This is a genomic window from Aquimarina sp. AU119 (assembly GCF_900312735.1).
GTDB classification, from domain to species: Bacteria; Bacteroidota; Bacteroidia; order Flavobacteriales; family Flavobacteriaceae; genus Aquimarina; species Aquimarina algiphila.
The window spans coordinates 99694-123738 of record NZ_OMPF01000024.1; the positions used below are offsets into that span (position 1 = coordinate 99694).

Annotated in this window: 22 protein-coding genes; 15 read left to right on the plus strand and 7 right to left on the minus strand. The window is 31.4% G+C overall.

The genetic code is table 11. From position 1 onward, the window contains the following. Nucleotides 1-25: 25 nt before the first annotated feature. From DK442_RS21850 to DK442_RS21910, 13 genes are all read left to right on the plus strand, one after another. Complete coding sequence (locus DK442_RS21850) at nucleotides 26-574, plus strand: DinB family protein (RefSeq protein ID WP_109438045.1); 549 nt, start codon at nucleotides 26-28, stop codon at nucleotides 572-574. Between the two features lie 45 nt (nucleotides 575-619). Then, entirely contained in the window at nucleotides 620-1003 is a 384-nt protein-coding gene (locus DK442_RS21855; RefSeq protein ID WP_109438046.1) for a hypothetical protein, read from the plus strand. A gap of 132 nt (nucleotides 1004-1135) precedes the next feature. Beyond that, nucleotides 1136-1510: a hypothetical protein gene (locus DK442_RS21860; RefSeq protein WP_109438047.1), complete on the plus strand. Its 375-nt coding sequence runs from the start codon at nucleotides 1136-1138 to the stop codon at nucleotides 1508-1510. 499 nt (nucleotides 1511-2009) lie between these two features. After that, nucleotides 2010-2354 (plus strand): YciI family protein, encoded by a 345-nt coding sequence (locus tag DK442_RS21865; RefSeq protein ID WP_109438048.1) that lies wholly within the window; start codon nucleotides 2010-2012, stop codon nucleotides 2352-2354. 32 nt (nucleotides 2355-2386) lie between these two features. Beyond that, nucleotides 2387-2731 (plus strand): YciI family protein, encoded by a 345-nt coding sequence (locus tag DK442_RS21870; protein ID WP_109438049.1) that lies wholly within the window; start codon nucleotides 2387-2389, stop codon nucleotides 2729-2731. A gap of 4 nt (nucleotides 2732-2735) precedes the next feature. Beyond that, a complete protein-coding gene (locus DK442_RS21875) occupies nucleotides 2736-4013 on the plus strand; it encodes an RNA polymerase sigma factor (protein ID WP_160114291.1) in 1278 nt (425 codons plus the stop codon). 314 nt (nucleotides 4014-4327) lie between these two features. Beyond that, nucleotides 4328-6736 (plus strand): DUF2339 domain-containing protein, encoded by a 2409-nt coding sequence (locus DK442_RS21880; protein WP_109438051.1) that lies wholly within the window; start codon nucleotides 4328-4330, stop codon nucleotides 6734-6736. After that, nucleotides 6726-7964 (plus strand): DUF3999 family protein, encoded by a 1239-nt coding sequence (locus DK442_RS21885; protein WP_109438052.1) that lies wholly within the window; start codon nucleotides 6726-6728, stop codon nucleotides 7962-7964. Before DK442_RS21880 ends, DK442_RS21885 begins: the two co-directional genes overlap by 11 nt. 354 nt (nucleotides 7965-8318) lie before the next feature. After that, a complete protein-coding gene (locus DK442_RS21890) occupies nucleotides 8319-8792 on the plus strand; it encodes a hypothetical protein (RefSeq protein WP_160114292.1) in 474 nt (157 codons plus the stop codon). 365 nt (nucleotides 8793-9157) lie between these two features. After that, a complete protein-coding gene (locus DK442_RS21895) occupies nucleotides 9158-10069 on the plus strand; it encodes a hypothetical protein (RefSeq protein WP_109438054.1) in 912 nt (303 codons plus the stop codon). A 50-nt stretch (nucleotides 10070-10119) separates the two neighbouring features. Continuing rightward, nucleotides 10120-11418: a nuclear transport factor 2 family protein gene (locus DK442_RS21900; protein WP_109438055.1), complete on the plus strand. Its 1299-nt coding sequence runs from the start codon at nucleotides 10120-10122 to the stop codon at nucleotides 11416-11418. Nucleotides 11419-11468: 50 nt separating this feature from the next. Next, nucleotides 11469-12092 (plus strand): DUF6624 domain-containing protein, encoded by a 624-nt coding sequence (locus DK442_RS21905; RefSeq protein ID WP_109438056.1) that lies wholly within the window; start codon nucleotides 11469-11471, stop codon nucleotides 12090-12092. Nucleotides 12093-12174: 82 nt separating this feature from the next. Continuing rightward, the gene (locus DK442_RS21910) at nucleotides 12175-12825 is read left to right on the plus strand and encodes a DUF6624 domain-containing protein (RefSeq protein WP_109438057.1); all 651 of its coding nucleotides are present in this window, start codon (nucleotides 12175-12177) and stop codon (nucleotides 12823-12825) included. Nucleotides 12826-12916: 91 nt separating this feature from the next. Here DK442_RS21910 and DK442_RS21915 read toward each other — a convergent pair whose 3' ends face one another. The 3 genes from DK442_RS21915 to DK442_RS21925 form a co-directional block, all read right to left on the minus strand. Then, nucleotides 12917-13630 (minus strand): LytTR family DNA-binding domain-containing protein, encoded by a 714-nt coding sequence (locus DK442_RS21915; RefSeq protein ID WP_109438058.1) that lies wholly within the window; start codon nucleotides 13628-13630, stop codon nucleotides 12917-12919. Continuing rightward, nucleotides 13630-14586, minus strand: a complete 957-nt coding sequence (locus DK442_RS21920; protein ID WP_160114293.1) for a sensor histidine kinase — start codon at nucleotides 14584-14586, stop codon at nucleotides 13630-13632. Before DK442_RS21920 ends, DK442_RS21915 begins: the two co-directional genes overlap by 1 nt. Nucleotides 14587-15114: 528 nt before the next feature. Next, the gene (locus DK442_RS21925; RefSeq protein WP_109438060.1) at nucleotides 15115-16191 is read right to left on the minus strand and encodes an acyloxyacyl hydrolase; all 1077 of its coding nucleotides are present in this window, start codon (nucleotides 16189-16191) and stop codon (nucleotides 15115-15117) included. Between the two features lie 224 nt (nucleotides 16192-16415). On the opposite strand from DK442_RS21925, the gene DK442_RS21930 reads away from it, so the two are divergent. Continuing rightward, nucleotides 16416-17066 (plus strand): hypothetical protein, encoded by a 651-nt coding sequence (locus DK442_RS21930; protein WP_160114294.1) that lies wholly within the window; start codon nucleotides 16416-16418, stop codon nucleotides 17064-17066. Nucleotides 17067-17145: 79 nt separating this feature from the next. On the opposite strand, the gene DK442_RS21935 is transcribed toward DK442_RS21930, so the two are convergent. The 3 genes from DK442_RS21935 to DK442_RS21945 all read right to left on the minus strand — a co-directional run bounded on the left by DK442_RS21935 (nucleotide 17146) and on the right by DK442_RS21945 (nucleotide 21630). Further along, nucleotides 17146-19983 (minus strand): T9SS type A sorting domain-containing protein, encoded by a 2838-nt coding sequence (locus tag DK442_RS21935; protein WP_109438062.1) that lies wholly within the window; start codon nucleotides 19981-19983, stop codon nucleotides 17146-17148. Nucleotides 19984-20362: 379 nt separating this feature from the next. Continuing rightward, nucleotides 20363-20698: a hypothetical protein gene (locus DK442_RS21940; RefSeq protein ID WP_109438063.1), complete on the minus strand. Its 336-nt coding sequence runs from the start codon at nucleotides 20696-20698 to the stop codon at nucleotides 20363-20365. 164 nt (nucleotides 20699-20862) lie between these two features. Continuing rightward, a complete protein-coding gene (locus tag DK442_RS21945; RefSeq protein ID WP_109438064.1) occupies nucleotides 20863-21630 on the minus strand; it encodes a phosphatase PAP2 family protein in 768 nt (255 codons plus the stop codon). 290 nt (nucleotides 21631-21920) lie between these two features. Between DK442_RS21945 and guaB the strand changes: the two genes are divergently transcribed. Continuing rightward, complete coding sequence (guaB, locus tag DK442_RS21950; protein WP_109438065.1) at nucleotides 21921-23396, plus strand: IMP dehydrogenase; 1476 nt, start codon at nucleotides 21921-21923, stop codon at nucleotides 23394-23396. An 81-nt stretch (nucleotides 23397-23477) separates the two neighbouring features. On the opposite strand, the gene DK442_RS21955 is transcribed toward guaB, so the two are convergent. Beyond that, entirely contained in the window at nucleotides 23478-23996 is a 519-nt protein-coding gene (locus DK442_RS21955; RefSeq protein ID WP_109438066.1) for an OmpH family outer membrane protein, read from the minus strand. Nucleotides 23997-24045 lie beyond the last annotated feature (49 nt).

Below are 24045 nucleotides of genomic sequence, written 5' to 3' on the forward strand. Positions count from 1 at the left end.
TGATAGTTAATAAATAATTAAGTTTATGTATACAAATAAAATAATAGCATTCCCTTCTAAGAAGGAATACCCTGTTTATGCAGAAATGTATATGGATCATATAAAAAAGGATGGAAATCTTTTGACACAGTTATATGATAATTTTAATGCTATCAAGAAATTTGTTGCTTCATTATCAGAAAAAGAATTGAATTATAAATATGCAGAGAATAAATGGTCAATAAAAGAAGTATTGGTTCATATTATTGATGATGAAAGAATTTATGGATATAGGGCACTTACTTTTGCTAGAAATGATAAAACCTCTCTGCCTGGATTTGAGGAGAAGGACTATACACGATATGCTGATACCTATACTAGGACGATAAAGAATATTATGCAGGAGTATGAGGCAGTTAGAATGTCTACAATAACACTCTTTAATGGCTTTTCTGACGATGCATTATTACGAATAGGTACCGCTAATAATAATAAAACTAGCGTGAGAGCATTAGGATATCATATAGCAAGACATGAATTGCACCACATTAATATCATAAAAGAAAGGTATTTAACAAAAAAAAATAAAGCATAACATTAAAAAAAGTGTTAAATTTAGGCTTGTTTAATACCCAAAATTATGCAGTCAAAGCACGCCCTTATCATTCTTTTGTTTTCTATAACAATATTCACAAGTTTTAAAAATACTCCTGGTTATCAAGAGTCTACCTTAAAAAGCGAAAATGTAACGCCAAATAGTAATGATCCTGATGGATTGGTAGGGAAATGGATGATGGAAGGTGATCCCGAGACCTATATTGATCTACGCTCAAATGGTGCTGTCATAGAGAAATCTATAGGAGAACCATTAGAACGATATTGGTCTATAAAAGAAAAAAAACTCTGTTTAAAAGCAAGTTTAGCAAGTGATTCAGAAGTATGTATAGAATATGTGTTAGAACAAGATATACTTACCCTCACAATAAATAAAATGAGACTTCAGTATATAAGAGCAAAGAAATAGAATACTGGTATAAACTTTGTTATATAAGATATAGTATTAGTTCTGATATTCTTTTTTGATATACAAGAATGCCCAAAAACCTAAGGTTACCAAAAAAAAACTTAAATTTATACCCTTAATAAAATTTAAATTATGAAAAGATCCCAATCTATCACCGTAATTTCTGCTGTATTTCTATTAGCGATGTCTCTTACAAGTTTTTCAGGAAAACAAGATAATATAACTGTTAATACTGTAGAAACTCTTGAAATCCAAAAAAGTTATGGATTAATAGGGACATGGACTCAAGAGGACAATCCAGAAACAGTTCTTATATTTAAATCTGATTTTACAGTTACAGAAAAATCAAAAGATCAGACAAAAGAAAATAAGTGGTCTGTAAATGAAAAAAGCCGTGAAGTTTGTATTGGAAATGAAAAATGTATTTATTTCGAAGCTACCGAGACTGCCCTTTTTCTTCTTGTTAATGAAAAAAGAGTGAAATACAATAAATCGATGAATCAATAATATATTGAAGTTTTGTTTTTTAATACTTTTTGTATAAGTTTCATATGAACTTATATAGAGTAATTGTTGTTATAACCTGTTTGAAAATTAGCCCCTTATAGGTGTGTGTCTAAATGAATAATATAGCCAAAACCTATGTTTTTGATATAAAATTTTAAGCCATAGGTTTTGCTCTTATCCTTAAGAGCTGGTCCTTCCACAATTATATTTTATACATTTTATATTGTATTTTTTTGTATTCTAAACTACATATTCTATTCTTAAAATAGAAGATAATATGTAAAAGAGAATACTTTATTCTTTATTTTTAATAATTAAATTCATGTCAATCAAATAACTTTTATGCTACTGACAATCTTGATCAAAAGGATATGTAATTGCTTAATGTCCATAAAATAAAAATAAGGGATTAAAAAAATAAATTTGAACTGTCCAAATATTAAAAGTGAATTCGTTATAGTAGTGTGAAAAATAAATAAACAATTAAAAAAACAATCACATGAAAGAATTTATGTTCCTTTTTAGAGGAGGAGACGAAGTATGGAATACAAAGTCACCAGAAGAGCAACAAGAGCACATGCAACATTGGCAACAATGGATCGAAGGGATTGCCCAACAAGATAAATTTATTAGTGGAGAGCGCTTACATTATTATGGCAATACCGTTATGAACGATGGAAAAGTGATTGACCGTCCTTTAACAGAAGGCAAAGAATTGGTTGGTGGATATCTTAGAATAAAAGCCGATTCATTAGATGAAGCTACTGAAATAGCTAAGGGTTGTCCTGGATTTGAATGGGACAATAAAGCAGTAGAGGTTCGTGAAATTTGGCCAGAAAACTAGAATAAAGGAAGTAATCAATTAAAATCGAACTTATGAAAGAGTTTATGTTTATTATCCGCGGTGGACAGGAAGAGTATAATGCCAATTCTCCAGAAGAAATGCAAAAGCATATGGAACATTGGCAAAGTTGGATGGGAGGGTTGGCAGAAAAGAATCAATTGATTGGAGGACAACCTCTAATGAATGAAGGAAAAACACTTACAGAAGCAGGTGAAAAAGTAATTGATCGACCATTTGCAGAAGGCAAAGAATTAGTAGGAGGATACTTGATTATTAAGGCAGATTCATTAGAATCGGCAGCTCTTATTGCCAAAGAATGTCCGAGTTTTGAATATAAGTGTAGTGTAGAGGTTCGTGAAATAAGCCCATTAGAATAGTTTTTTGAAAAAAAAGAACTCTATAGATCATACGTTAAACCATCTTTTTAGACAAGAGTCTGGAAAGATGGTTTCTGTATTGATTAAAATATTTGGAACTGAAAACATCGAAATGGCAGAAGATGTAGTGCAAGATGCATTAGTTAAGGCTTTGGAAACATGGAAATATAGAGGAATGCCCGATAATCCAAGAGCATGGTTATATCGTACTGCAAAAAATAAAGCTATTGATATCATAAGACGTAATAAGCATAGTCGTGTTATTGATTTCTCAGATCCCCAGAAACAACTTTTAACATCAGGATACACTCTTACAACGACAATGAATAATTATTGGCAGGAGGAACATATTAAAGATGATTTTCTGGGAATGATGTACGCATGTTGCCATCCTGATATTTCTCAAGAGAATCAAATTACCTTTATCTTAAAATCATTATGCGGATTTAGTACCAAAGAAGTTGCAAAATCTTTTCTAACAAGTGAAGATACTATTTCAAAGCGTTTATATCGTACCAAAGAATTTTTTAGAAAACATAAAATAAAACCAAAAATCCCGGCTTCTGAACAAATCTCTTTAAGAACACATACAGTATTAAGTGCTATTTATTTGATGTTTAATGAAGGATATAACTCTACGCATAACGATCAACTAATTCGTAAAGATTTAATCAGCCAGGCAATGTCACTTTGTAAGTCATTATTATCTGTAAAACGAACTCAGTTACCAGAAGTTTATGCTTTAATGGCTCTCATGTGTTTTCATACTGCTAGAATTAATAGTCGGCTTACAGAAAAAGGAGAACTGATTTTAATTACAAAACAAGATCGATCCAAATGGGATAAAGAATTTATAAATTCGGGACAGAAATATCTAAATAAAGCTGCTTTTGGAGAAGGATTAACCACGTATCATTTGGAAGCAGCAATCGCATATGAGCATTGTAATGCTAAAGAATATAAAGATACAGATTGGAATAAAATACTTGAGTATTATAAACTTTTGTTGAAGATAGGAAATGATCCTATTGTATTTTTAAACCAGTGCTTAGTTATTTTAGAACTGAAAGGGCCTAAAGAAGCCTTAATTGCTCTCAAAAATGTCGAAAACAATACAATGCTTAAAAAATATTATGTATATCACGCTACATTAGGAGAAATTCAACAACGTTTAGGACATAATACCAAAGCTATAGAGCATTATCAAAAAGCAGTACAACTCACTCAATCAAAACCAGAAAAACAATTTCTAAAAGATAAAATTGCACATATTTTAAATTGAAAATGATCAAGATTTAAAACTATAATTCGATTGTTTCAGAAAATCTTTATACCTTTTCAGGATGATATAGTACCTGTTTTGATACTTTATATAAGATTAATTATTAGGTTTCACGGGAAACCGGGTAGTATAAATAGGAAATGTCATAGATATTTGTAAGCTTTTAAATGCGATATTTTACTTTTGATAATATAGATTCAATAGGACAAGTTTTATGTGATTATTATTGTCAATGGTATAAAGTAACTAAATAACTAATCAACCTATGCCTGTTTTGTGACAACGGGGTATTTGGTAAATGAGAATACAATAATATGGGAGACAATCAAGATCAGATACATCAACTTCTGGAAAAACTTGAGATCTTACTAAAAAGACAACAAGATTTCTCAACACAAATACAAAATCTCAAAGATGAGATCTATCAATTAAAAACTTCATCCTTAGAGCAGCAAAACGAGGTAGAAACAGAAATTGTACCCGAGGTTTCACAAGTCATAGAAGTAGTCGATGAGGTAAAAGAAGAAAAAATCCCTGTTGTCGATATCATTAAGGAAGAAGAAGCGGTACAAGCAACAACAAAACCTTTATCAAACCCAGTATCAAAGGTCAATACTCCAAAAAAGAAATCTAATCTGGAAAAATTTATCGGAGAAAACCTTATCAATAAGATTGGTATAATAGTTATCATAATTGGTGTGGCAATAGGTGGTAAATATTCCATAGAGCATGATCTAATAAGCCCATTAACCAGAATTGTATTGGGATATTTAATGGGAGTAGGGCTTTTAGGAGTTGGTATGAAGCTTAAGAAAAAGTACAAAAACTTTAGTGCTGTATTGGTGAGTGGTGCGATGGCTATTATGTATTTTATAACTTTTTTAGCGTATAATCTATATGGCCTCATTCCGCAAACACTTACGTTTGTACTTATGTTACTATTTACCGCATTTACCGTAGTAACAGCATTACATTATAATAAACAGATTATTGCTCATATAGGATTGGTAGGAGCGTATGCTGTTCCATTTTTGTTAAGTGATGGATCTGGCAGAGTGGTAATACTTTTTAGTTATATGGCTATAATTAATGCAGGGATACTAGCTATAGCAATAAAAAAGTACTGGAAAGCTTTATCGTTCTCATCCTTTTTCCTTACCTGGATTATTTTCTTTACATGGTATGTCGGACAATATGATATTGAGGAACATTTTACGCTTGGTTTATTATTTTTATTTATCTTTTTTATAACATTTTATCTGATGTTCCTCATATATAAACTGAGAAAAAAAGAAAGCTTTCGGACTAGCGATGTTATTTTACAATTAAGTAATTCATTTGTTTTTTATGGCATTGGTTTTTCAATGTTAAAAGACCATGAGACAGGAGAACAATTACTTGGAGTTTTTACCTTAGGAAATGCAGTAGTTCATTTTGTAGTTAGTGTTATTATTTACAGATTAAAGTTGGCTGACCGTAACCTGTTTTATTTTGTGTCAGGAATGGTGCTTATTTTTATTACAATAGCTTTTCCTGTACAATTAGATGGAAATTGGGTGACATTATTATGGGCAGGTGAGGCTGCATTATTGTTTTGGATAGGGCGTACTAAAAAAGTGCCTATTTATGAAATTTTATCCTATCCATTATGGGGATTAACTTTTTTTAGCCTTATTCACGATTGGTCAATGGGATACTATAGATATGAACCTACGTCTGAAACTGCATTAACACCGGGTCTTAATATTTATTTAATGACATCGGTATTGTGTGTTTTATCTTTCGGATTTATCTATTGGACTCATCGTAAAGAAAAACTTTCTTTCCCTTGGCCTAAACAATCCTGGTTATATACAATGCTTACCATAGGACTTGCATTATTATTGATATGTACAAGTTATTTTTCATTCTGGATAGAAATAGATAATTATTGGAATCAAGCTCGTTTGGAGACACAACAATTACTTTTTTCACAAGATAGTAATACCTATGAGTACACTATAGTATCAAATATTAGAAACTTTGGATCTATATGGCTAATTAACTATACCCTGTTTTTCCTTGTCTTGTTATCTTTTGTAAATATTAAAAAAATCAAAAATAATATTTTTGGATATATTACTATTGGATTTATGATGCTTGCGCTCTTTGTTTTTTTAACCAGAGGGTTGTATGTATTAAGCGAATTTAGAATGGCTTATCTCGAGTTAAAAGATACAGAATTTAGTGTTGGACTATGGTCTTATCAAGGAATACGATATGTGTCATTTTTATTTATAGGAGTGTTTTTATATACTTTCTATACCTATGTACGTCAAAAATTTCTGGATAGGACTTTTAAAATTGCTTTTGAGATAATATTACATGGTACGTTACTTTGGATAGTAAGTAGTGAATTAGTTCACTGGCTCGATCTTGCAAATTATGCAGGAACATATAAGTTAGGATTAAGTATTCTATGGGGAGTATATGCCTTGCTGCTTATAGTTTTAGGAATCTGGAAAAGAAAAAAATATTTACGTGTCCTGGCGATCATACTTTTTGGAATTACACTTATAAAACTATTCTTCTATGATATTTCGCATTTAGGCACTATTGCAAAGACTGTCGTGTTCTTGTCTTTGGGGATACTTCTTTTGGTAATTTCATTCTTGTATAATAAATACAAACACATTATTACAGATGAGACCGATATTAATACACAACAATCAGATGAAGAATAACATTAAGGTTTTTATATATACGATTTTATTAGGATGTTCTATTACATATGCACAAATGCAAGATTACTCTTATAAGAGTAAATTGACCGGCGTTAAAGATGTTTGGCATTCTATAGCTTTACCTGATGAGGTGTTTAGTAAAGTTTCTCCCGATCTTTCAGACGTTAGAGTTTTTGGAATTACTTCTAAAAATGATACTATAGAAGCTCCTTATATTTTGAGATTAAAAAATGAAAAAGTATCAAGAGAGAGAATCCCGTTTACCATTTTAAACACAACCTATAATGATAAAGGGTCATATATTACTATGGAAGTCCCTACAAAACGATCTATCAATCAGATAACTCTTAATTTTAAGAAATCTAATTTTGATTGGCTTGTTACACTCGAAGGAAGTCAAGATCGTAAAGAATGGTTTACAATTACTGAAGATTATCGTATACTTTCTATTAAAAATGAGCTTACTAATTATAAGTTTACTACGCTACAATTTCCTAAAGCACAGTATAAATATTTTAGAATATTAGTAAAAAGTAACCAAAAACCAATTTTACAGTCTTCTGAAGTTATTAAATATGAAAAGAAAGAAGCAAGCTATCGTAATTATGAAATAACAAATTTTAATATCCAGAATCCAAAGGATACCAAGCAAACAATTATAGATGTAAAACTACAGAAAAAGGTACCTGTAAGCTACATTTATGTTGAGGTACAAGATACTTTTGATTACTATCGACCAATATCTATCCGATATGTTACAGATAGTATTCAAAACCCTAAAGGAGAATGGATATTTCGATATCGCGAACTCAATAGAGGAATACTCAACTCAATCGAAAGTAATGGTTTTGTAAACAAAAGTACTATTGCACAAAAACTTAGAATTGTAGTTGATAACCATGATAATCAACCACTAAAAATTAGCAAAGTAAAGGTGAAAGGATACCAACATGAGCTAGTAACACGTTTCACCGATTCTGCTGCATATTATTTGGTTTACGGAAATAATAAAGTAGAAAAACCCTTTTATGATCTCAATTATGTCACCACTAAATTACCAGAAGGAATAACAACTATATCTCCAGGAGTAGCTCAGACCATCAATTATGAAGAATCATCAGGAGTAGAACCTTTATTTACTAATAAAATATGGTTGTGGGCTATAATGTTGATTGTCATTTTACTACTAGGAGGGTTTACACTATCCATGATCAAAAAAAGTAAATAATACTATTTGATAAAACGTATTCTTTAATTCATCTATACTATTAGAAATACGATTTTTTAATGTACTTATGGAAACCCGTAAGTAATTTTTAAAATTATTATTTATGTTAGCAATCTCACACCCTCAATAAATTTTTAGGTCGCCAATATGTATTGTTTTATCTATTAAACAATATTGTATTTGTTTTACAGAATACTTTGATATAGTAAGATAATTACTATTTCAAAATAAGTAAAATAAGAAATTGATCAATAGAATAAGATGAATGAAAGTTTGAGGTTATAGGGTTTAATCAACCAGAATTAAGAATATATCCTTAAATATCTAAGTGTAAGTTTGTAAAGAATAGTTGTAATGATGGCTCAATTATTATCCATATTTAATGTTTTGTTTTCTAAAAATCAGCAAGAAAATCTAGTACATGATGATAGTAGAATATTTTTAACATCTACTCATACTACCTCAGGTAGGATATTAATGATAGAAGAAGAAGCATATGCAGTTTGGGCATATTTATTAAATCCAGATAAAGAAAGTATTGATTTTGATGGTTTTTTATGCGCTGTAGTCGATCCATTGTCTTCTGATATTCATCCGTATGAAATTACAAAAGGAAGAAGAGACGCGCCATTACCGGCAACATTTGCCAATAAATATAGCTATATCAAAAATCTAAAGAAAAAAGATATCAGGGTGCATTGGGAAAAAGAATGTGCAACTATCTCTATAAAGAAAAAAAAATACTTAGTTATGGATATCAACGCCAAGACAAGTTATTCAAAAGCATTAGTAAAGGATTGCACCTATGGAAAACATTTAGAATCTTAAATTAACAAGAGATTAGTATCCAAACAAGACATGATTTTCTTTTCCTAATGAGCGTACATCTTAGTTTTCTCTAAACGACATTATTACTTCGATCAAATACAAATACTTACCTTTTTACAGGATGTCGAGAATGACATATAACTTAGAGATATGATCATGTCGTTCAGCAAAAATATTTAGCTACAAGAATATGATTGTATTACCTTGATACATAGAACATAATTAATCACTGTTAATAAGAGTCATATGGTTTCATCAGGTAATACCCAATAAACATTAAAACAACCAATATAGTTTAAATCATTAATAATTCATTTGGTATAATTGATTCTTTTGTCAGTTAAAAAGTTAAAAATCAAAAAATAATGAACAGGAACATCATGCTTATAATTAGTCTTTTAGCTATGAATCATATATTTTCTCAACAAATACCAGATACTATTTATAACCCTGAAATACCAGCAAAAATGTATCCAAAAAACTCTGGTACTATGATACATATAGATCAAGGTCATCGTAATTTTCACACGAAGAATAATAGGTTTTTACCCTTTGCAAAACTATTGTCGAAAGATGGATATAGAGTAGCTAGTTTTGAAGGAGAATTCAAAAAAGATAAGCTAAAAAACCTTAAGATATTAGTGATTTCTAATGCTTTATCAGAGAACAGCAGGCCGCCTTTTGTAGCTCCTACAGAAAGTGCTTTTTCGACAAATGAGATACATAATGTAAAAGAATGGGTCAAAAATGGAGGCTCTCTTTTTTTGATTGCAGATCATATGCCTTTTGCTGGTGCCTCTGCTAATCTGGCAAAAGCGTTTGGTTTTAAATTTTATGACAGCTTTGTAATGGATCCTGATGTTAGAGGCATTTTTGATTTTTCTAGGAAAAATAAAATGCTTAGTCATAACATGATAACAAATGGTAGAACTGCTAAAGAGCAGGTAAATCACATAAGAACTTTTACTGGTCAAGGATTTGAAACACCTAAAGAAGCTATTTCAATTTTAAATTTAAAAAAGGAATATACTGTATTTATAACTGATACTATGTGGGTTTTTAATGAAAAAACGCCTAAGATTTCTGCAGAGAATTTATCTCAGGGAGCGGTTTTAGAATATGGAAAAGGTAGAATAGCCGTATTTGGAGAAGCAGCCATGTTTACTGCACAAATTGCGGGTAGAGAAAGGATTAAGGTTGGAATGAATTCTGTGGAAGCTGGTGAAAACTATCAACTGTTGCTTAATTTAATACATTGGTTAGATAAGGCATATTGATCGAATAAATTAAGAAGTACCAGCATATAGAAATACTAAAAAAAATATTTATGAAAAAAGTATTGCAAAACAACCTCCTTTTAATAATTTCAGTTCTATCACTAACGGTATTGCATTTTCCTAAATCTAGTGCTCAACAAAATGTACAAGAAAAGTATTTTAGACATTTAAGATATAACCATGTATCACCTCATGTAGAATTAAGAGGGATTCATGAAATAAATTTTCAAGAAGCCCAACAAACATCGCACTATGTATTTAGATATAACAAAGTAAATCAACTGAAAGAGATTATTAATTATCACTATCACGATCAGCGCAGACATCCTTTGTCAACCATTGGGGCATACAGAACAGTTTTTAGGTATACAGATACTTCAGAAGTCCGCATTTTTTTCGATAAAAAAGGAGATCGAATGATGAATGATAGACAGGTGTATAAAGAGCAATATACATTTGATAAAAAGAAGTTTAAGTACAAATTAAATTTTTATGATCTCGATGATAACCCAATGGAGTCTAATTGGAAAATAGCAAGATATCAATGGAGTAAAAACAGAAAAATGGTTATAGAAAAAAGATATAACCTAAAAAATAGACATGTCAATATCTCACCTTACTTTGATTTTGGAATAACAGGGATTTTATACCAAAAAGATGGAGCTCCAAAAGGGAATTATAATCTTAATGAACAATTAGAAATTCAAGAAAATGATGTTGGAGTGGCTTCATATCAAGATGTATATGATGATATAGGAAATCATATTCAGTATTCGTATCATGATAAAAATGATAAGTTAGTAAAAAACCAATGGGGATTTGCAATAGGAAAAAATGATTATGATAACATCGGAAATAATACTAAAAGATCCACTTTTGATGAAAATAACAATTTAATAGATACCCGGGATTTGCCATCTAATAGGATTATTGAAGTGGCTTCTGCTGCTAGTAAAAAAGATACCTTGGAGATTAAAGAAAAAGCATTAGGGTACCTGATCGCTCTACAGGAATTAAAACCCGACCTAATGAAAAGTGTGTTTCATGAGGATTTAGCTAAAAGAACATTAGGGTATGATCCCAAAGAAAAACAACAAATAATAAGAGAGACCAGTTATAAACAAATGGTAAAATTTGCCGAATCATGGAATCAGTCAGGTGTTAAATTTCCTCCAAAACCAAACAACAAAGTCATTATCCTGGATATTTATAATCATGTTGCCAGTGTCAAACTTATATCTGATAATTGGGTCGAGTATTTACATCTGATTTATATAAATGATAATTGGCAGATTATAAATCTACTATGGCAACATAAAGATGTCCGAAGGTATAAAATGAAAGAGTAAATAGAAACAAGTTTTATTAGTTAATATAAATAATAGAAGTTATCAGAAATATGAAAAAAATGATCTTGTTAGCAGTTTTAGGAATTTTATCTAATACGCTTCATAGTCAAATTGGGCAGACAAAAAAGAAAGAATTAGATTCATTAAGAAATGAATTGGAAGTCCTTTTTATGAAAGATCAAACGTTTAGAAGAATTTATATAGAGGCAGAAAAGAAACTAGGTAAAAATTCTAATGAAATGGAATACTTCTGGGAAGTTGTCGAATCCCAAGATAAGGTTCTGGAAATACAAGTGATTAAAATAATTGAAAAATACGGTTGGTTAGGAATATCTCAAGTAGGGAAGTTGGCCAATACTGCTATATGGGCAGTTTTACAGCATGGTTCGGTTGAATCAAAAGAAAAATACTCTCCTTTGTTAAAAGAATCTGTTCTAAAAAAGGAATCACAACCTATGCATTATGCCAGACTCGTAGATAGGATGTTGATCAATGCCGATAATCCACAAATATATGGTACTCAATATAAGTATAATTCGAAGGGGAAAGGAACTTTTTTTACAGTAGAGCAACCAGAATACATTAATCAAAGAAGAAGAAAATTAGGACTCAAAACTATCCAGAAGTTTGCTAAACAAGTAGGTATTGAATGGAATGTTCCTCAAAAGAAATAAGTAACCAGTTTCAAATTTTTTTTCTGGATAGGTTTTTCTAAAACCTTGCTGAAAAATAATGATTTATGAAATTGTATAAACTATGAAAAAAATAAACCTAGTAGTTATAGCAGTTTTTTTTACTATAACCTTGTCATATGGTCAAGAAAAACGGCATAGTCAATATCTTATAAAGGTGTTAGATACGATTTATCATTTAGATCAAGATCCTATAGATGAAGCTAGAAGACTAAGGGAAAAATATGGGCTTGAATCAGAAGAAGTCAAAAAACAGAATAAAATATTTCTAAAAAATCAAATGATTACTTTACCCAAAGTAATGAATATTATTGATACTTATGGTTGGTTAGGAACTGATATTATTGGCGAACAAGGTAATACTACACTTTTTTTAGTAATTCAACATGCAGATTTAGATACTCAGGTAAAATATCTGCCAGTCATGAGGGAAGCAGCGAAAAAAGGGGATGTATACCCTAGAAATTTGGCATACCTAGAAGATAGGGTAGCGTCAAAACAAGGAAAACTTCAGATATATGGTAGTCAGGTAAAGTATTATCCAGAAACCAAGGTTTTTGATGTTTGGCCAATAGTAGATCCTATGAATGTAGATGAAAGAAGGAAATCAGTAGGATTAGGACCACTTGCAGCCCATTTGAAGACTAGATTTAAATTAGATTGGGATCTTAAAAAACAGCTCAAAAGAACTGCTGATTTTAAGGTGAACAGATAAAATTATACTAAGAAACATATAGTATTATGAATGCCAGAATATTAATATTGAGCTGTATCAGAAAAATATAATAAGTAAGTCCCAGTTCTTTCTATTTCCAAACCTTTTTTCCGGTTTGATAGATTTTTTCTAGAGCTTCATCTCGATATATCCGTCCGATTGGAATTATATGATCTTCTATTTCAATAACGTTTCCTTGGATTCCTTTTGCATGGTGAAAATTAATTATAAAAGATTTATGTACCTGTATAAATTGAGAAGAAGGCAATAATTCTAACATCCCAGAAAGTGTTTGATATGTAACAAAAAATCTATCTTTTAGAACCACTTTGATATAATCTTTTAAACTTTCGATAAATAAAATATCTGTGTAGTTTACCTTAATTTTTTTATTATCAACTTTAAAGAAAGCAGCATCAGTACTATCACTTGTTTTTTGAACATGATTAATCTGTTGTCTTACTTTTTCGATAGCTTGTACAAAACGATAAAAAGGAATTGGTTTTACAAGATAATCAATGGCATTAAGTTCGAATCCTTCTACCGCATAGTGACGATGGGCGGTAGTGAAAATAACTTTAGGAGATGAAGAGATCGCTTTTAGAAAATTAATCCCATCTAGCATCGGCATTTGTATGTCTAGAAAAATTAGATCAATGGTTTTTGTACTAAGAAATTCAATAGCAGAGAGCGCATCATCAAACTTTCCAACTTCTGATAAAAAATCTAATCTATTGATATAATCAGAAATTACATCTTGAGCCAAAGGTTCATCATCAATAATAATACATTTTATAGTACTCATCAGTTATATAATTGAATGCAAAGGTCTACATAGAATTTGTGGTTAAGCTCTTCTAATCTAAAGGTATGCCTTTGAGGGTAAATAATCTCTAATCTTTTAGATAAATTTTGTACTCCAATACCATGCTTAGTATTATCTTTTTTCGAATTAGCCACAGGGTTGATAGTTTTAATACATAAATCTCCTTTGTCGAATGCTATTTTTATATATATATCAACATCTCCTCTTTCATTTAGCGAACAATGTTTGAAAGCATTTTCAACTACAGGAATTAATATAAGGGGAGTTATCATAATGTTATTAAAATCACCGTCCATTTCCATTTTCAGATGAAGTCGATTTCCGAAACGTAATTTTTCTAATTCGATGTAATCATTAAGATGCTGTATCTCTTTTTCTAAAGAAATCTTGTCTTCTGCACCTTCATATAAAGTATAAGATAATAGATTCGATAATTGTAGCAGAGCTTCTGGAGTTTTTTTTGATCCTTTTAATGATAATGAATATAGATTATTTAAGGTATTAAAAAGAAAATGAGGATTAACCTGAGACCTTAGAAAGTTTAATTCGCTAGTTTTTTGTTCGTTTTGAACTTTTTCTAATCTAATCTTATTTTCATAATAATCTCGTAAAATTTTTATTGCGGTTGGAGGACCAAACCATAATAATATGGATCTGGCTAAACTTAATATTCTGGAAAATGAAAGATAATCATTAGGAAGATCAGATACGTTTAACAAAACAGGATAGATAAAATAGTATTGAGATAGTCTAACCAATAATGCGTTTATGAGTAAAAGAGGAATGAAAATTAAAAAATAAGGTAAGTAACGTTTATTACCGATATACTTGGGCCACAAATAATACATATGTACATAATAGAATGGAATTTCTATAAGACATCCTAAATAATTATAAAAAGCCTTAGTGAAAGGAATACCATACATCACATCCATTAATACCCATATTAGTAAATAGAATATCCAAAATAGAATATGTTTTAAGATTCGGTTTTTTAAAAAAAAGCTAGTAATCATAGTATGTATAAAGCATAATGCGATTCTTGGTAAATACTAGTTGTAATATCGCAAAAGTAAGGGGATTAGACTATTATTTTCTCTCAACTACATTTTTTACTCGATGAACTAAAATGAATACAAATGAATTTTGAGTTTCATCTGGTATAGTAGCATCTTTATAAAAATGCTATAAATAATTACATAATGATGTATAATCACCAACATATAAAAAAATAATTCTGCGTTTTATGACCGTAAGCAGTTTTTATTTCATTATCTAAGAAAAAACTATATTTGCCACTGAGTTATAATTGTAATTATAGCTTAACGTAAACCACTTTTTAAAAACGGAGTATGTTTTAAACGTACTCCGTTTTTTGTTTTGTAGCGATGATTCTATTTTATATATTAAATAATGAGGTGAAAAGATGAGATGTTTCAGGAAGCTAAAATTGTAAGTAAAATTCATTTAATTATATAGATTAATCTACCATCCATATGATCTGCGGTACGACCATAAGCAATTAATGATGCTCCGATGGTCCACCGGTTAGCAATACGATACCAAAGTGAATACCGTTGATACATCCAATTATCTTGTATGTTTCTAGGACGAGTTATATAAAATCCAAATTGTTGTAAGAAATAGAAATTTCCTACCGAGAAATGATGCCCTGCTGTAACAGCAGAGGAAAAAGAAGAATCATCTAGTTGACGCTGTTGCACCTGTTTACGATCAGACCAATCATACCAAAATTCTGTACCAAGATTAAAACCATTGATCCCAGAAAGTGGTTTTAAAGCACCTGCAGAAATACCAAAAAGAGGGTGGTTAGTAGATTCAGCTTCGCGATCTGCAGATCTTAAGCTAGCGAATGCTCCTAAGTAGTAACTCCAGGAACGACTAAATTGTTTTAATTCTGCGGGTTTTGGTTGAGGTGAGGTATAATCAATTATTCGATCTACTCCTATAGAAAGCGTAGGGAAATTCATTCCTTTGTTAGGTTGTTTTTGTCCTCCGTTAGAAATATGATTATAATTTCCAGATAGGTTGATCGCATATTTATCATTGATATGATAATTAAGCGTTAAGGACAAAGCTAGATAAAAGCTAAAATGTGTACTAAAAAGGACATTGTCAGGATTCGATTCTTCATCAAAAATAGTATCCAGATATGTTGCTCCTATTGATCCTCTTAAAGAAAGTTTTAAAGGTCCACGATATATAAAATAGGGTTCTACAAAATAATTTAGATTATAAGAATTACCTAAAACTTCTGGATTAGCATAATTGAAATATGCAAAAGAAAATCCGCTTCTTCCATAACAAAAACAAGTTTTCCAAGCCTTATCACTTGTTCGTAGTTTGCTCATTTCTATCTGAAATCCATAAGGATTAGTTTGCGAAATCGGTTTTAGATCTGGAGTATGCGCAATAATAAAACCATAGTGAGATTTTACACCATAAAATTTAGAGTTTACCTGTGCAAATAGCACCTGAGATAAACAAAAAAATACTAATAATCCTATAATTCGATACATCAATATAAAGATACGTTACCATTCGTATAATATTGAATATTAGTTATCTTATTTTTTTAATCAAATAGTTATTAATACTATAGATTTATTTTGACATTATTAGCTGTAAGGTTGCTTAGTTTTTTATAAATATAATCAATGTTAATATTGATGATTTTTATAAATAACCTATATTATAAAAAATATTAAAAATTTAGATATTACTTGACTTAATAATGAATCTTATGAATGTAGAATATGACATAGTTCTAACATGGGGTAGTCTTATTTTAGTTTTAGGATGCGTAGTCGTTCTATATTTTAATAAACATAAAATACAATATTGGTCATTACTGCAAAATAAAAAAAGAATTGAAGCCGCTAATTGTATTGTAGAGAAAGATCATATTTATTTCCCGAAAGGTTACTATTTTAAGTTCGGTTATTTAAAAAATAAAGATAAGTTACCTTTTTCGGTTATTAATGAAATAAGGACCAATACATTCCCAATTACTGCAAGGATAAATACAAATGAAATAGTATTTCTCTTAGGTTTGGATGAAGAAAAATGTATCCAACTTAAAGATCAAGCTAATATAATTTTAACTAATCCAATGGATAACTGGTCATTGATATGTGAAGAATTCCTGGATACAGAATGTAGTGTTGAACTTAAGGAAAGAATACTACAGCAGCTAGAGAAAAACGGAATTCATCCAAATGAGGTTGCTCAAATCAAAAAACATATTGCTTCAAGAATGTTGTTTCGAACCTTTATTTCATGGGAGTGGCAATATTATGGACAATTTGATGTACTTAAAGTGTTATGGTTTTTGAATTCAAAAAAATACTGGTGGACCATGGATATTGCTCTAAGAACTCATAAAAAACAATAAAAGCGAGTAAACTACAAAAGTATACTCACTTTTAAACAGGGATTATGTTTTTTACATCAAACTATACTATATGTTCTTTTTATTGTTTTACCATTTTAGTAATTATTTGCGAACCGTCATTTCCTTCAAGATTGACCAAGTAAATTCCAGGTCTGTATCCACTAATACTAATATTTATTTCCTCTCCAGAAGTATAGTTAAACCTTCCAACGATTTTGCCTCCAACGCTATATATTTCCCCTTGATAGGTGACGGCGCCTTTGGCTGTTGAATTAATTGTAAAGCTATTGGGAGTTGGATTAGGATAGATTATAAAAGTTTCCTTTTCCACAATAGGAGTTGGTTCGATAGGCGTCTCTTTTGTGTTTAAGGTAGCTTCAAACATTCCGCGACCATGTGTTGCAGCAACAATTTTGGCATCAGATTTTCGTATAGCAATCATGTCGGTTCTCACATTGGCCAAAGTCTCATTTTTAGGAAACCATTCGACATCTTCTGATTTTATATCGTCGGTAGACCATACCCCAATCTCAGTAGCTAACCATACTTCATCACTATTAAAAGGGTTAAAAAGTCCCCATCGTATGGGCATATCAGGGAGATTACTTTCTTTTTCAATCCAGGAAATTCCTCCATCGTTAGTGTACCAAACAGAACTAATCCCATAGTTAGAAAAAGTGACTAAAATTTCCTCTTCATTTTCTCCTAAATCGATACTGGATATATTAGCAGGAGGAAATAAGTCGCTTCCAATTTCTATTGTACTTGGAGTATCACTTTGCGCATTTGTAGTTTTAAAGAGTTTCCCCGATTGGGTTCCGATAAATAAGGTAGAAGTACGTGTTTTATCATATGGAGACACTTTTATACTAGAATATGGTACAGTGGATCCAGTGTTTAAAGGTGTAAATTTTGAAGTAATTTCGCTTCCTTTTATCTCTATTCGTAGAAGCTCATCAATATGCTGGTTATCTGTAGAGGTTATTGCACCACCAAGCCCCATCCCATTTGCAAAAAGCGTATTGGTTATGGAATTATAATCCGCGGCATTAATAAAAGTACCACTAAGTGCATTTACAAACTCAGAAGTTGCTCCTGCATCTCTAGAAACAATATATTGGTTGTGATAGACTGAAGTTATCACAATATTAGGTTCATTAATATCTACAAACGCAAATGCTCCATCACCTCCACTTACCATATCGTTTACATCAATAGGTGATCCATCATATCGTAAAGTACCATTATCTTGTGTCCCACCATAATAAGAATTAAACCCTTTGTTTGGGTGAATTCCAACAGTGTAATATTGTACAGTATTTAATCCTTTATTGACTTCAACAAAAGAAGGAAATACATTTGCAAGGTTTCCAATTTCGGCTACGTTGGAAGAAGTGATATCGTTTGAATAAAATACCCCTCCGTCTGTAGAAATAAATACTTCATCAGAAGAACCGGGTCTATACATGATAGTATGATGATCGGCATGAACAAACTCAGGGTAAAACTCTTGATTGGGTATCCAATAGGACATAGATTGCCATTTTAATCCTGTAGTTTCTGTATTGTCAGCTGTATCAGTTCCCGTTAATTTAAAAGAATTAAACCCTCCAAGCATAATTGTATTTTCATCATTAGCATCTACCCCTAAGGCCATTGCATGCCAGGTAAGTGATCCCCAACGTCCCCAGCCTAAATTAAGACTTGGTCCTGCAAATTCTGACCAGGTTGCACCAGCATCAAAAGACTGTAAAAGAATACAAAGACTACTAGAATCTCTAATAAAACCAGAAGGAAATTTAAATCCGCCACTAATCACTGCATATACTCTATTAGAATTAGAAGGAGCAACTGCAAATTTTATTCTTCCCGGATATATGTTGTTCATTGGATCAAACTTGTCATTAGCAAAAGAATCATTGATGGTCCAGTTTATACCATCCAAAGAACTTAATATCACTCCAGCACCATTTTCATCGGTATTTCTCATCGTACCGACAAGTAATTTCCCGCCTGCTATTTCTTCTATATCTGATGGGGCATAAGGAGTTGTATCTCCAATAATATTTGGTAATACTTGAGTCCAAGTTTGTCCTCCATCAATAGATCTATATAGTCCGTTCGTAGTATTGGATCCTTGTAATTCACCTTTATAAGTCCCAGATACAACAGCCGCATATACTACATTGATACCAGCTTCATTTCTTATCAAGATATCATTAACATAAGCAAAATCTGTGCTAGATGGTATAAGTTGCCACGTCTCACCATGATCTGTAGATTTCCATATACCAGTACCCTTACCAGACGATTCTCTATAGATATTTACAGCGGTATAGGATTCACCGGTTCCAACATACATAATGTCGTTATTGTCAGGATCAAAAGCAATAGCACCTACAGCAAGATTTTCAAAGAACCCTGAAGCATTTTCCCAAGAAGAAGCAGGGTCTGTAGCATCATTATTAAACCAAAGTCCACCTGTAACTGATCCTGCCCAAATTTTCTTATGAGTAGCATCAGAGGGGTCAAATACAATTTTTCGTACTCTACCTGCTATATTAGCTGGTACATTTTCCCATTGTATATCATCCTTTCCATCCTTTTTTATCAACTTACTTTTAAGTGCTTGTGCTTTGGTAAATTGATATGATTTTAACAAACGTTCCTTAGGTACGTTTCGGGTATTGGGATCTAAAGTAGTAAGATATTCATGCAGAGCTGCATAATCAGGTTTGTCAGGCTTTTTGCTATTTAATTCACCTTTTTCTAGATATGCCTTTTGGTAAGTATCTACAATAAAACTTTCATGAGATGTTCTGTCATCTTTGGATAAACTAGAGTGTAACAACAACCCGAATACTACAAATGTAAAAACTAGTGTTGTTATGCGATAGTACGTTGTTTGTTTTTTCATTTTACAATTGAATGTTGTTGAGTTAAATTATTGAAAATAAGATAATTGTGTTTTTGGTATTGTAAAATTACGAAAAGATATCTAAAATCATTTATTTTGATTGATAAGCTTCCGATTTAAGTGTGGTATCTAAATACTTTTAGACTAAAATAAGTGAATAAAAACCGATATAACAATTCAGTGTATCGGTATCGAATAGAATAAGATCGAAAAGATCTGAAAAAACGGTAGTTGCCATTAATTTAACACACTTCCACTGTTACCGAATTGTGAACCAATTACATTTTTCACAATTTATTTTTTTAACTCTCATTTACGGTTGGCCCATGTGTTAATTGAGAGCAATGGTACTCGGTGTTTTTTCAGATCTTTCGATTATTTATGCAGCAAGCTCCCCATTGCCTGCTGATTCTTTGCCCGTTTCGATTGCCCCCCATTTTGAATTTGTATTAAATTTAATCGTTACAGGACTTTCATGTCTAAGGGTTTCAAGGATAGATTGTAATTCGGCCTCATGAAAATATATATTCAAATTGCCATTGTTATGTTTTGTATTTTGTGGTAAAGTATTTCCATCTTTTATAATACCAAGATATCCAAGGTATTCCTGGTTCTCACCGTAGAGATATACAAATCCCATTTGGTACCCGCCGCCGCCAGCATAATTGCTTACAATTTGAAGACTAAAACGCTCTACTTTATATGAAATTAGCATTACTTAAGTTTTTAAAAATGAGTTAGATGATTTGTTACTTCAAAAGTAGTCTATAAACTATTATTGTGGTAGAGGGAAAACACGGAATTTGTACAGGGGATATTGCCCCTATACATTTTTTGACTTGATTTCTATTGAGCAATATGTTTACGTTAATTGAATAATTAAAATGATTTTGAAAGATAAAACCCTAAAGAATTTCCTGAAAATTGCGGAGCTACTGTCATTCCATTTAATTTTTTAAAAGGATTCCACGAGATAAGATGTTCAAAATGATAAACTAGTTTTACAGATAATATTCCTATTCCCGCTCCTACCAGAACATCAGATAGATAATGCATATTGTTAAGCATTCTTAAAGTTCCTGTAGTAATAGCAAAAAAATACCCACTATACGCCAAAAGGGGATTAGTATCCTTAAATTCTTCGTATAATACTGTAGCTGTTGTAAAAGCCGTGGTTGTATGACCCGATGGGAAAGAGTTAGAATTGGTAGAATCCCCAGGTCTTTTTTTATAAACTTCTTTTTTTAATAATGCCGTGGTACCATTGCTTATAATAGAAGATAGAATGAGATTTTTTGTTTGATCAAACCAATGATTTCTTGATCGTACTCCCAGTATGTCTGCGGTATATAATTGGACAACCGGAGCATACCTGGTATAATCATCTATATTTAAATAAAAATCATCGCCTACCATTTTTCTTAAATCTGTCTGAAGCGATTTTTCAAAATCACTTGTGGATAAAAGAAATCCTGTCGTAATAAGAGTAATTGGAATAATTCTTTTGGTAAATAAACTATTTTCTTGGTTAAGTTCTATTTGGCCAAAGTTAGCAAGACGAGTACTTGTAATCGGTACATCAGTAAACTGAGCATTTATAACATTGATATATAGCAATATCAATGCTAGAGGAAACATTTTTTTCATAGTATTTTTTTGGGGCTGTAGGTAATTTTTGAAATGATATATCAAGAAATACCTTATGAAATATACTATATATTTATTAAAAAAATGTTAAAAAAATATATTTTGTTAATAAATAATTAACAAATGTTACGAACTTCGAAAAGAATACGTTTTGCATTCTAATCGAATGTATAATTTGATGATTATGATGCATTCTTTTTTTTTAAATTATAAAGATGAAAATAAAATTGTATCCTCCTAGTATTCTTTAAAAAAGACGTATATTTGCACGCAATTAAATTTTAATTGCGATGACAGCACACGAATCCAAAATCGTTGGAGAAGGTTTAACCTATGACGACGTTCTTTTAGTTCCGGCATTCTCTGAAGTTCTTCCTAGAGAAGTAAGTATCAGGACTAAATTCACAAAAAATATAATACTTAATGTTCCAATCGTTTCTGCAGCGATGGATACTGTTACAGAGAGTCGTATGGCTATTGCTATGGCTCAGGAAGGAGGTATTGGTGTATTGCATAAAAATATGACAATCGAGGAGCAGGCAATTAAAGTTCGTAAGGTAAAACGAGCAGAGAGCGGGATGATCATAGATCCAGTAACGCTACCAAGAGATGCAAAAGTAATTGATGCCAAGAATAATATGCGCGAGCATAGTATTGGAGGAATCCCGATTATAGATGGTAATAATAAGTTGATTGGTATTGTTACGAATAGGGATCTTCGTTTCGAAAAGAATGATCAACGCCCAATATCTGAGGTGATGACCAGTGAAAACCTAGTTACTGTTGCAGAAGGTACATCACTTCAACAAGCAGAAGTTATTCTACAAAACAATAAAATTGAAAAATTACCAGTAGTAGATAAAGAGAATACTTTGGTAGGTCTGATCACATTTAGAGATATTACCAAACTAACACTTAAACCAATGGCAAATAAGGACGAATTTGGACGTCTGCGTGTTGCTGCAGCTATTGGTGTTACGGGAGATGCTGTTGAACGTGCAGAAGCCTTGGTTAAATCTGGTGTGGATGCTGTAGTCATTGATACCGCTCATGGTCATACTAAAGGAGTAGTAACCGTATTAAAGCAGGTAAAAGAAAAGTTTCCAAAATTAGAAGTTATAGTAGGTAATATTGCTACTGCTGAGGCGGCAAAATATTTGGTAGAAGCGGGGGCTGATGCGGTTAAAGTTGGAATAGGGCCGGGGTCTATTTGTACAACTAGAGTAGTAGCTGGTGTAGGATTTCCACAGTTCTCCGCGGTTCTAGAAGTAGCTAATGCAATAAAAGGATCAGGTGTTCCTGTAATTGCTGATGGAGGAATTAGATACACAGGAGATATCCCTAAGGCTATTGCCGCTGGTGCTGATACTGTAATGCTAGGTTCTCTCTTAGCAGGTACTAAAGAGTCTCCTGGAGAAACTGTTATTTATGAAGGAAGAAAATACAAGACGTATCGTGGTATGGGCTCTGTAGAAGCTATGAAGAAAGGATCTAAAGATAGATATTTTCAAGATGTTGAAGATGATATTAAAAAATTAGTTCCGGAAGGAATTGTAGGACAAGTGCCATATAAAGGGGATCTTATTGAAAGTATCCATCAGTTTATAGGCGGATTACGAGCGGGTATGGGGTATTGTGGAGCAAAAGATATTGCAACATTACAAGATAAAGGACGTTTTGTTAAAATTACAGCAAGTGGTATTCATGAAAGTCATCCTCATGATGTTACAATAACTAAAGAAGCTCCTAATTATAGTAGACGATAAAATTTTAGGTATACGTTACTTTAAAGTATAAAAAAAACGCATCAATTATTGATGCGTTTTTTTATAAATAAAATCCTGAGATTATTTTTTTGCTTCTTCTATTTTGATTCCCAATTTTGTCATTACCTTTTTAGTAAGATCATAATTAGAGTCTATATACGCTAAGCCACTACTTGTAATAGTAAATACTTGAGTATATTTTTCTGCTTTAGCAATTTCTTCTAGAGCTTTTCCTATTTTCTCATATAAAGGCTGTAATAATCTATTTTGTTCTAATTGAACAAGCTTAGCCCCATTTTGACGAATTTTTGCGATATCATTTTCTAAGGTAATAATTTCGTCTTGTTTTGTTTTTTTCATTGGCTCTGTAAAAGAAGCAACTTTTTCCTGATAATCTTTTACTTTGGCTTGATACTCATCAATCTTAAGTTTTAATTCTGCTTCTATTTTGCCATTATATGCTTTTAAATCCTCTTGAACTTTTGTAAGTTCCGGCATTTGAGAAAGAATATATTCTGAGTCTATTGTTCCGGTCTTAGCCTGGGCGTTGATTTGAAAACTAGCAACCAAAACTAAGATTAATGTTATTACTTTTTTCATCTTATTTTTTATTTTCTGATTTTAAAATTCTTGCAAATATATAAGGTCT

What these genes read in the sequence shown, in the direction of transcription:
- guaB (WP_109438065.1), top strand. Translation starts at nt 21,921, where the DNA reads ATGACAGCACACGAATCCAAAATCGTTGGAGAAGGTTTAACCTATGAC.
- DK442_RS21910 (WP_109438057.1), top strand. Translation starts at nt 12,175, where the DNA reads ATGAAAAAAATAAACCTAGTAGTTATAGCAGTTTTTTTTACTATAACC.
- DK442_RS21870 (WP_109438049.1), top strand. Translation starts at nt 2,387, where the DNA reads ATGAAAGAGTTTATGTTTATTATCCGCGGTGGACAGGAAGAGTATAAT.
- DK442_RS21915 (WP_109438058.1), bottom strand. Translation starts at nt 13,630, where the DNA reads ATGAGTACTATAAAATGTATTATTATTGATGATGAACCTTTGGCTCAA.
- DK442_RS21945 (WP_109438064.1), bottom strand. Translation starts at nt 21,630, where the DNA reads ATGAAAAAAATGTTTCCTCTAGCATTGATATTGCTATATATCAATGTT.
- DK442_RS21885 (WP_109438052.1), top strand. Translation starts at nt 6,726, where the DNA reads ATGAAGAATAACATTAAGGTTTTTATATATACGATTTTATTAGGATGT.
- DK442_RS21855 (WP_109438046.1), top strand. Translation starts at nt 620, where the DNA reads ATGCAGTCAAAGCACGCCCTTATCATTCTTTTGTTTTCTATAACAATA.
- DK442_RS21935 (WP_109438062.1), bottom strand. Translation starts at nt 19,983, where the DNA reads ATGAAAAAACAAACAACGTACTATCGCATAACAACACTAGTTTTTACA.
- DK442_RS21850 (WP_109438045.1), top strand. Translation starts at nt 26, where the DNA reads ATGTATACAAATAAAATAATAGCATTCCCTTCTAAGAAGGAATACCCT.
- DK442_RS21925 (WP_109438060.1), bottom strand. Translation starts at nt 16,191, where the DNA reads ATGTATCGAATTATAGGATTATTAGTATTTTTTTGTTTATCTCAGGTG.
- DK442_RS21930 (WP_160114294.1), top strand. Translation starts at nt 16,416, where the DNA reads ATGAATGTAGAATATGACATAGTTCTAACATGGGGTAGTCTTATTTTA.
- DK442_RS21940 (WP_109438063.1), bottom strand. Translation starts at nt 20,698, where the DNA reads ATGCTAATTTCATATAAAGTAGAGCGTTTTAGTCTTCAAATTGTAAGC.
- DK442_RS21880 (WP_109438051.1), top strand. Translation starts at nt 4,328, where the DNA reads ATGGGAGACAATCAAGATCAGATACATCAACTTCTGGAAAAACTTGAG.
- DK442_RS21860 (WP_109438047.1), top strand. Translation starts at nt 1,136, where the DNA reads ATGAAAAGATCCCAATCTATCACCGTAATTTCTGCTGTATTTCTATTA.
- DK442_RS21900 (WP_109438055.1), top strand. Translation starts at nt 10,120, where the DNA reads ATGAAAAAAGTATTGCAAAACAACCTCCTTTTAATAATTTCAGTTCTA.
- DK442_RS21890 (WP_160114292.1), top strand. Translation starts at nt 8,319, where the DNA reads ATGATGGCTCAATTATTATCCATATTTAATGTTTTGTTTTCTAAAAAT.
- DK442_RS21895 (WP_109438054.1), top strand. Translation starts at nt 9,158, where the DNA reads ATGAACAGGAACATCATGCTTATAATTAGTCTTTTAGCTATGAATCAT.
- DK442_RS21920 (WP_160114293.1), bottom strand. Translation starts at nt 14,586, where the DNA reads ATGGATGTGATGTATGGTATTCCTTTCACTAAGGCTTTTTATAATTAT.
- DK442_RS21865 (WP_109438048.1), top strand. Translation starts at nt 2,010, where the DNA reads ATGAAAGAATTTATGTTCCTTTTTAGAGGAGGAGACGAAGTATGGAAT.
- DK442_RS21905 (WP_109438056.1), top strand. Translation starts at nt 11,469, where the DNA reads ATGAAAAAAATGATCTTGTTAGCAGTTTTAGGAATTTTATCTAATACG.
- DK442_RS21955 (WP_109438066.1), bottom strand. Translation starts at nt 23,996, where the DNA reads ATGAAAAAAGTAATAACATTAATCTTAGTTTTGGTTGCTAGTTTTCAA.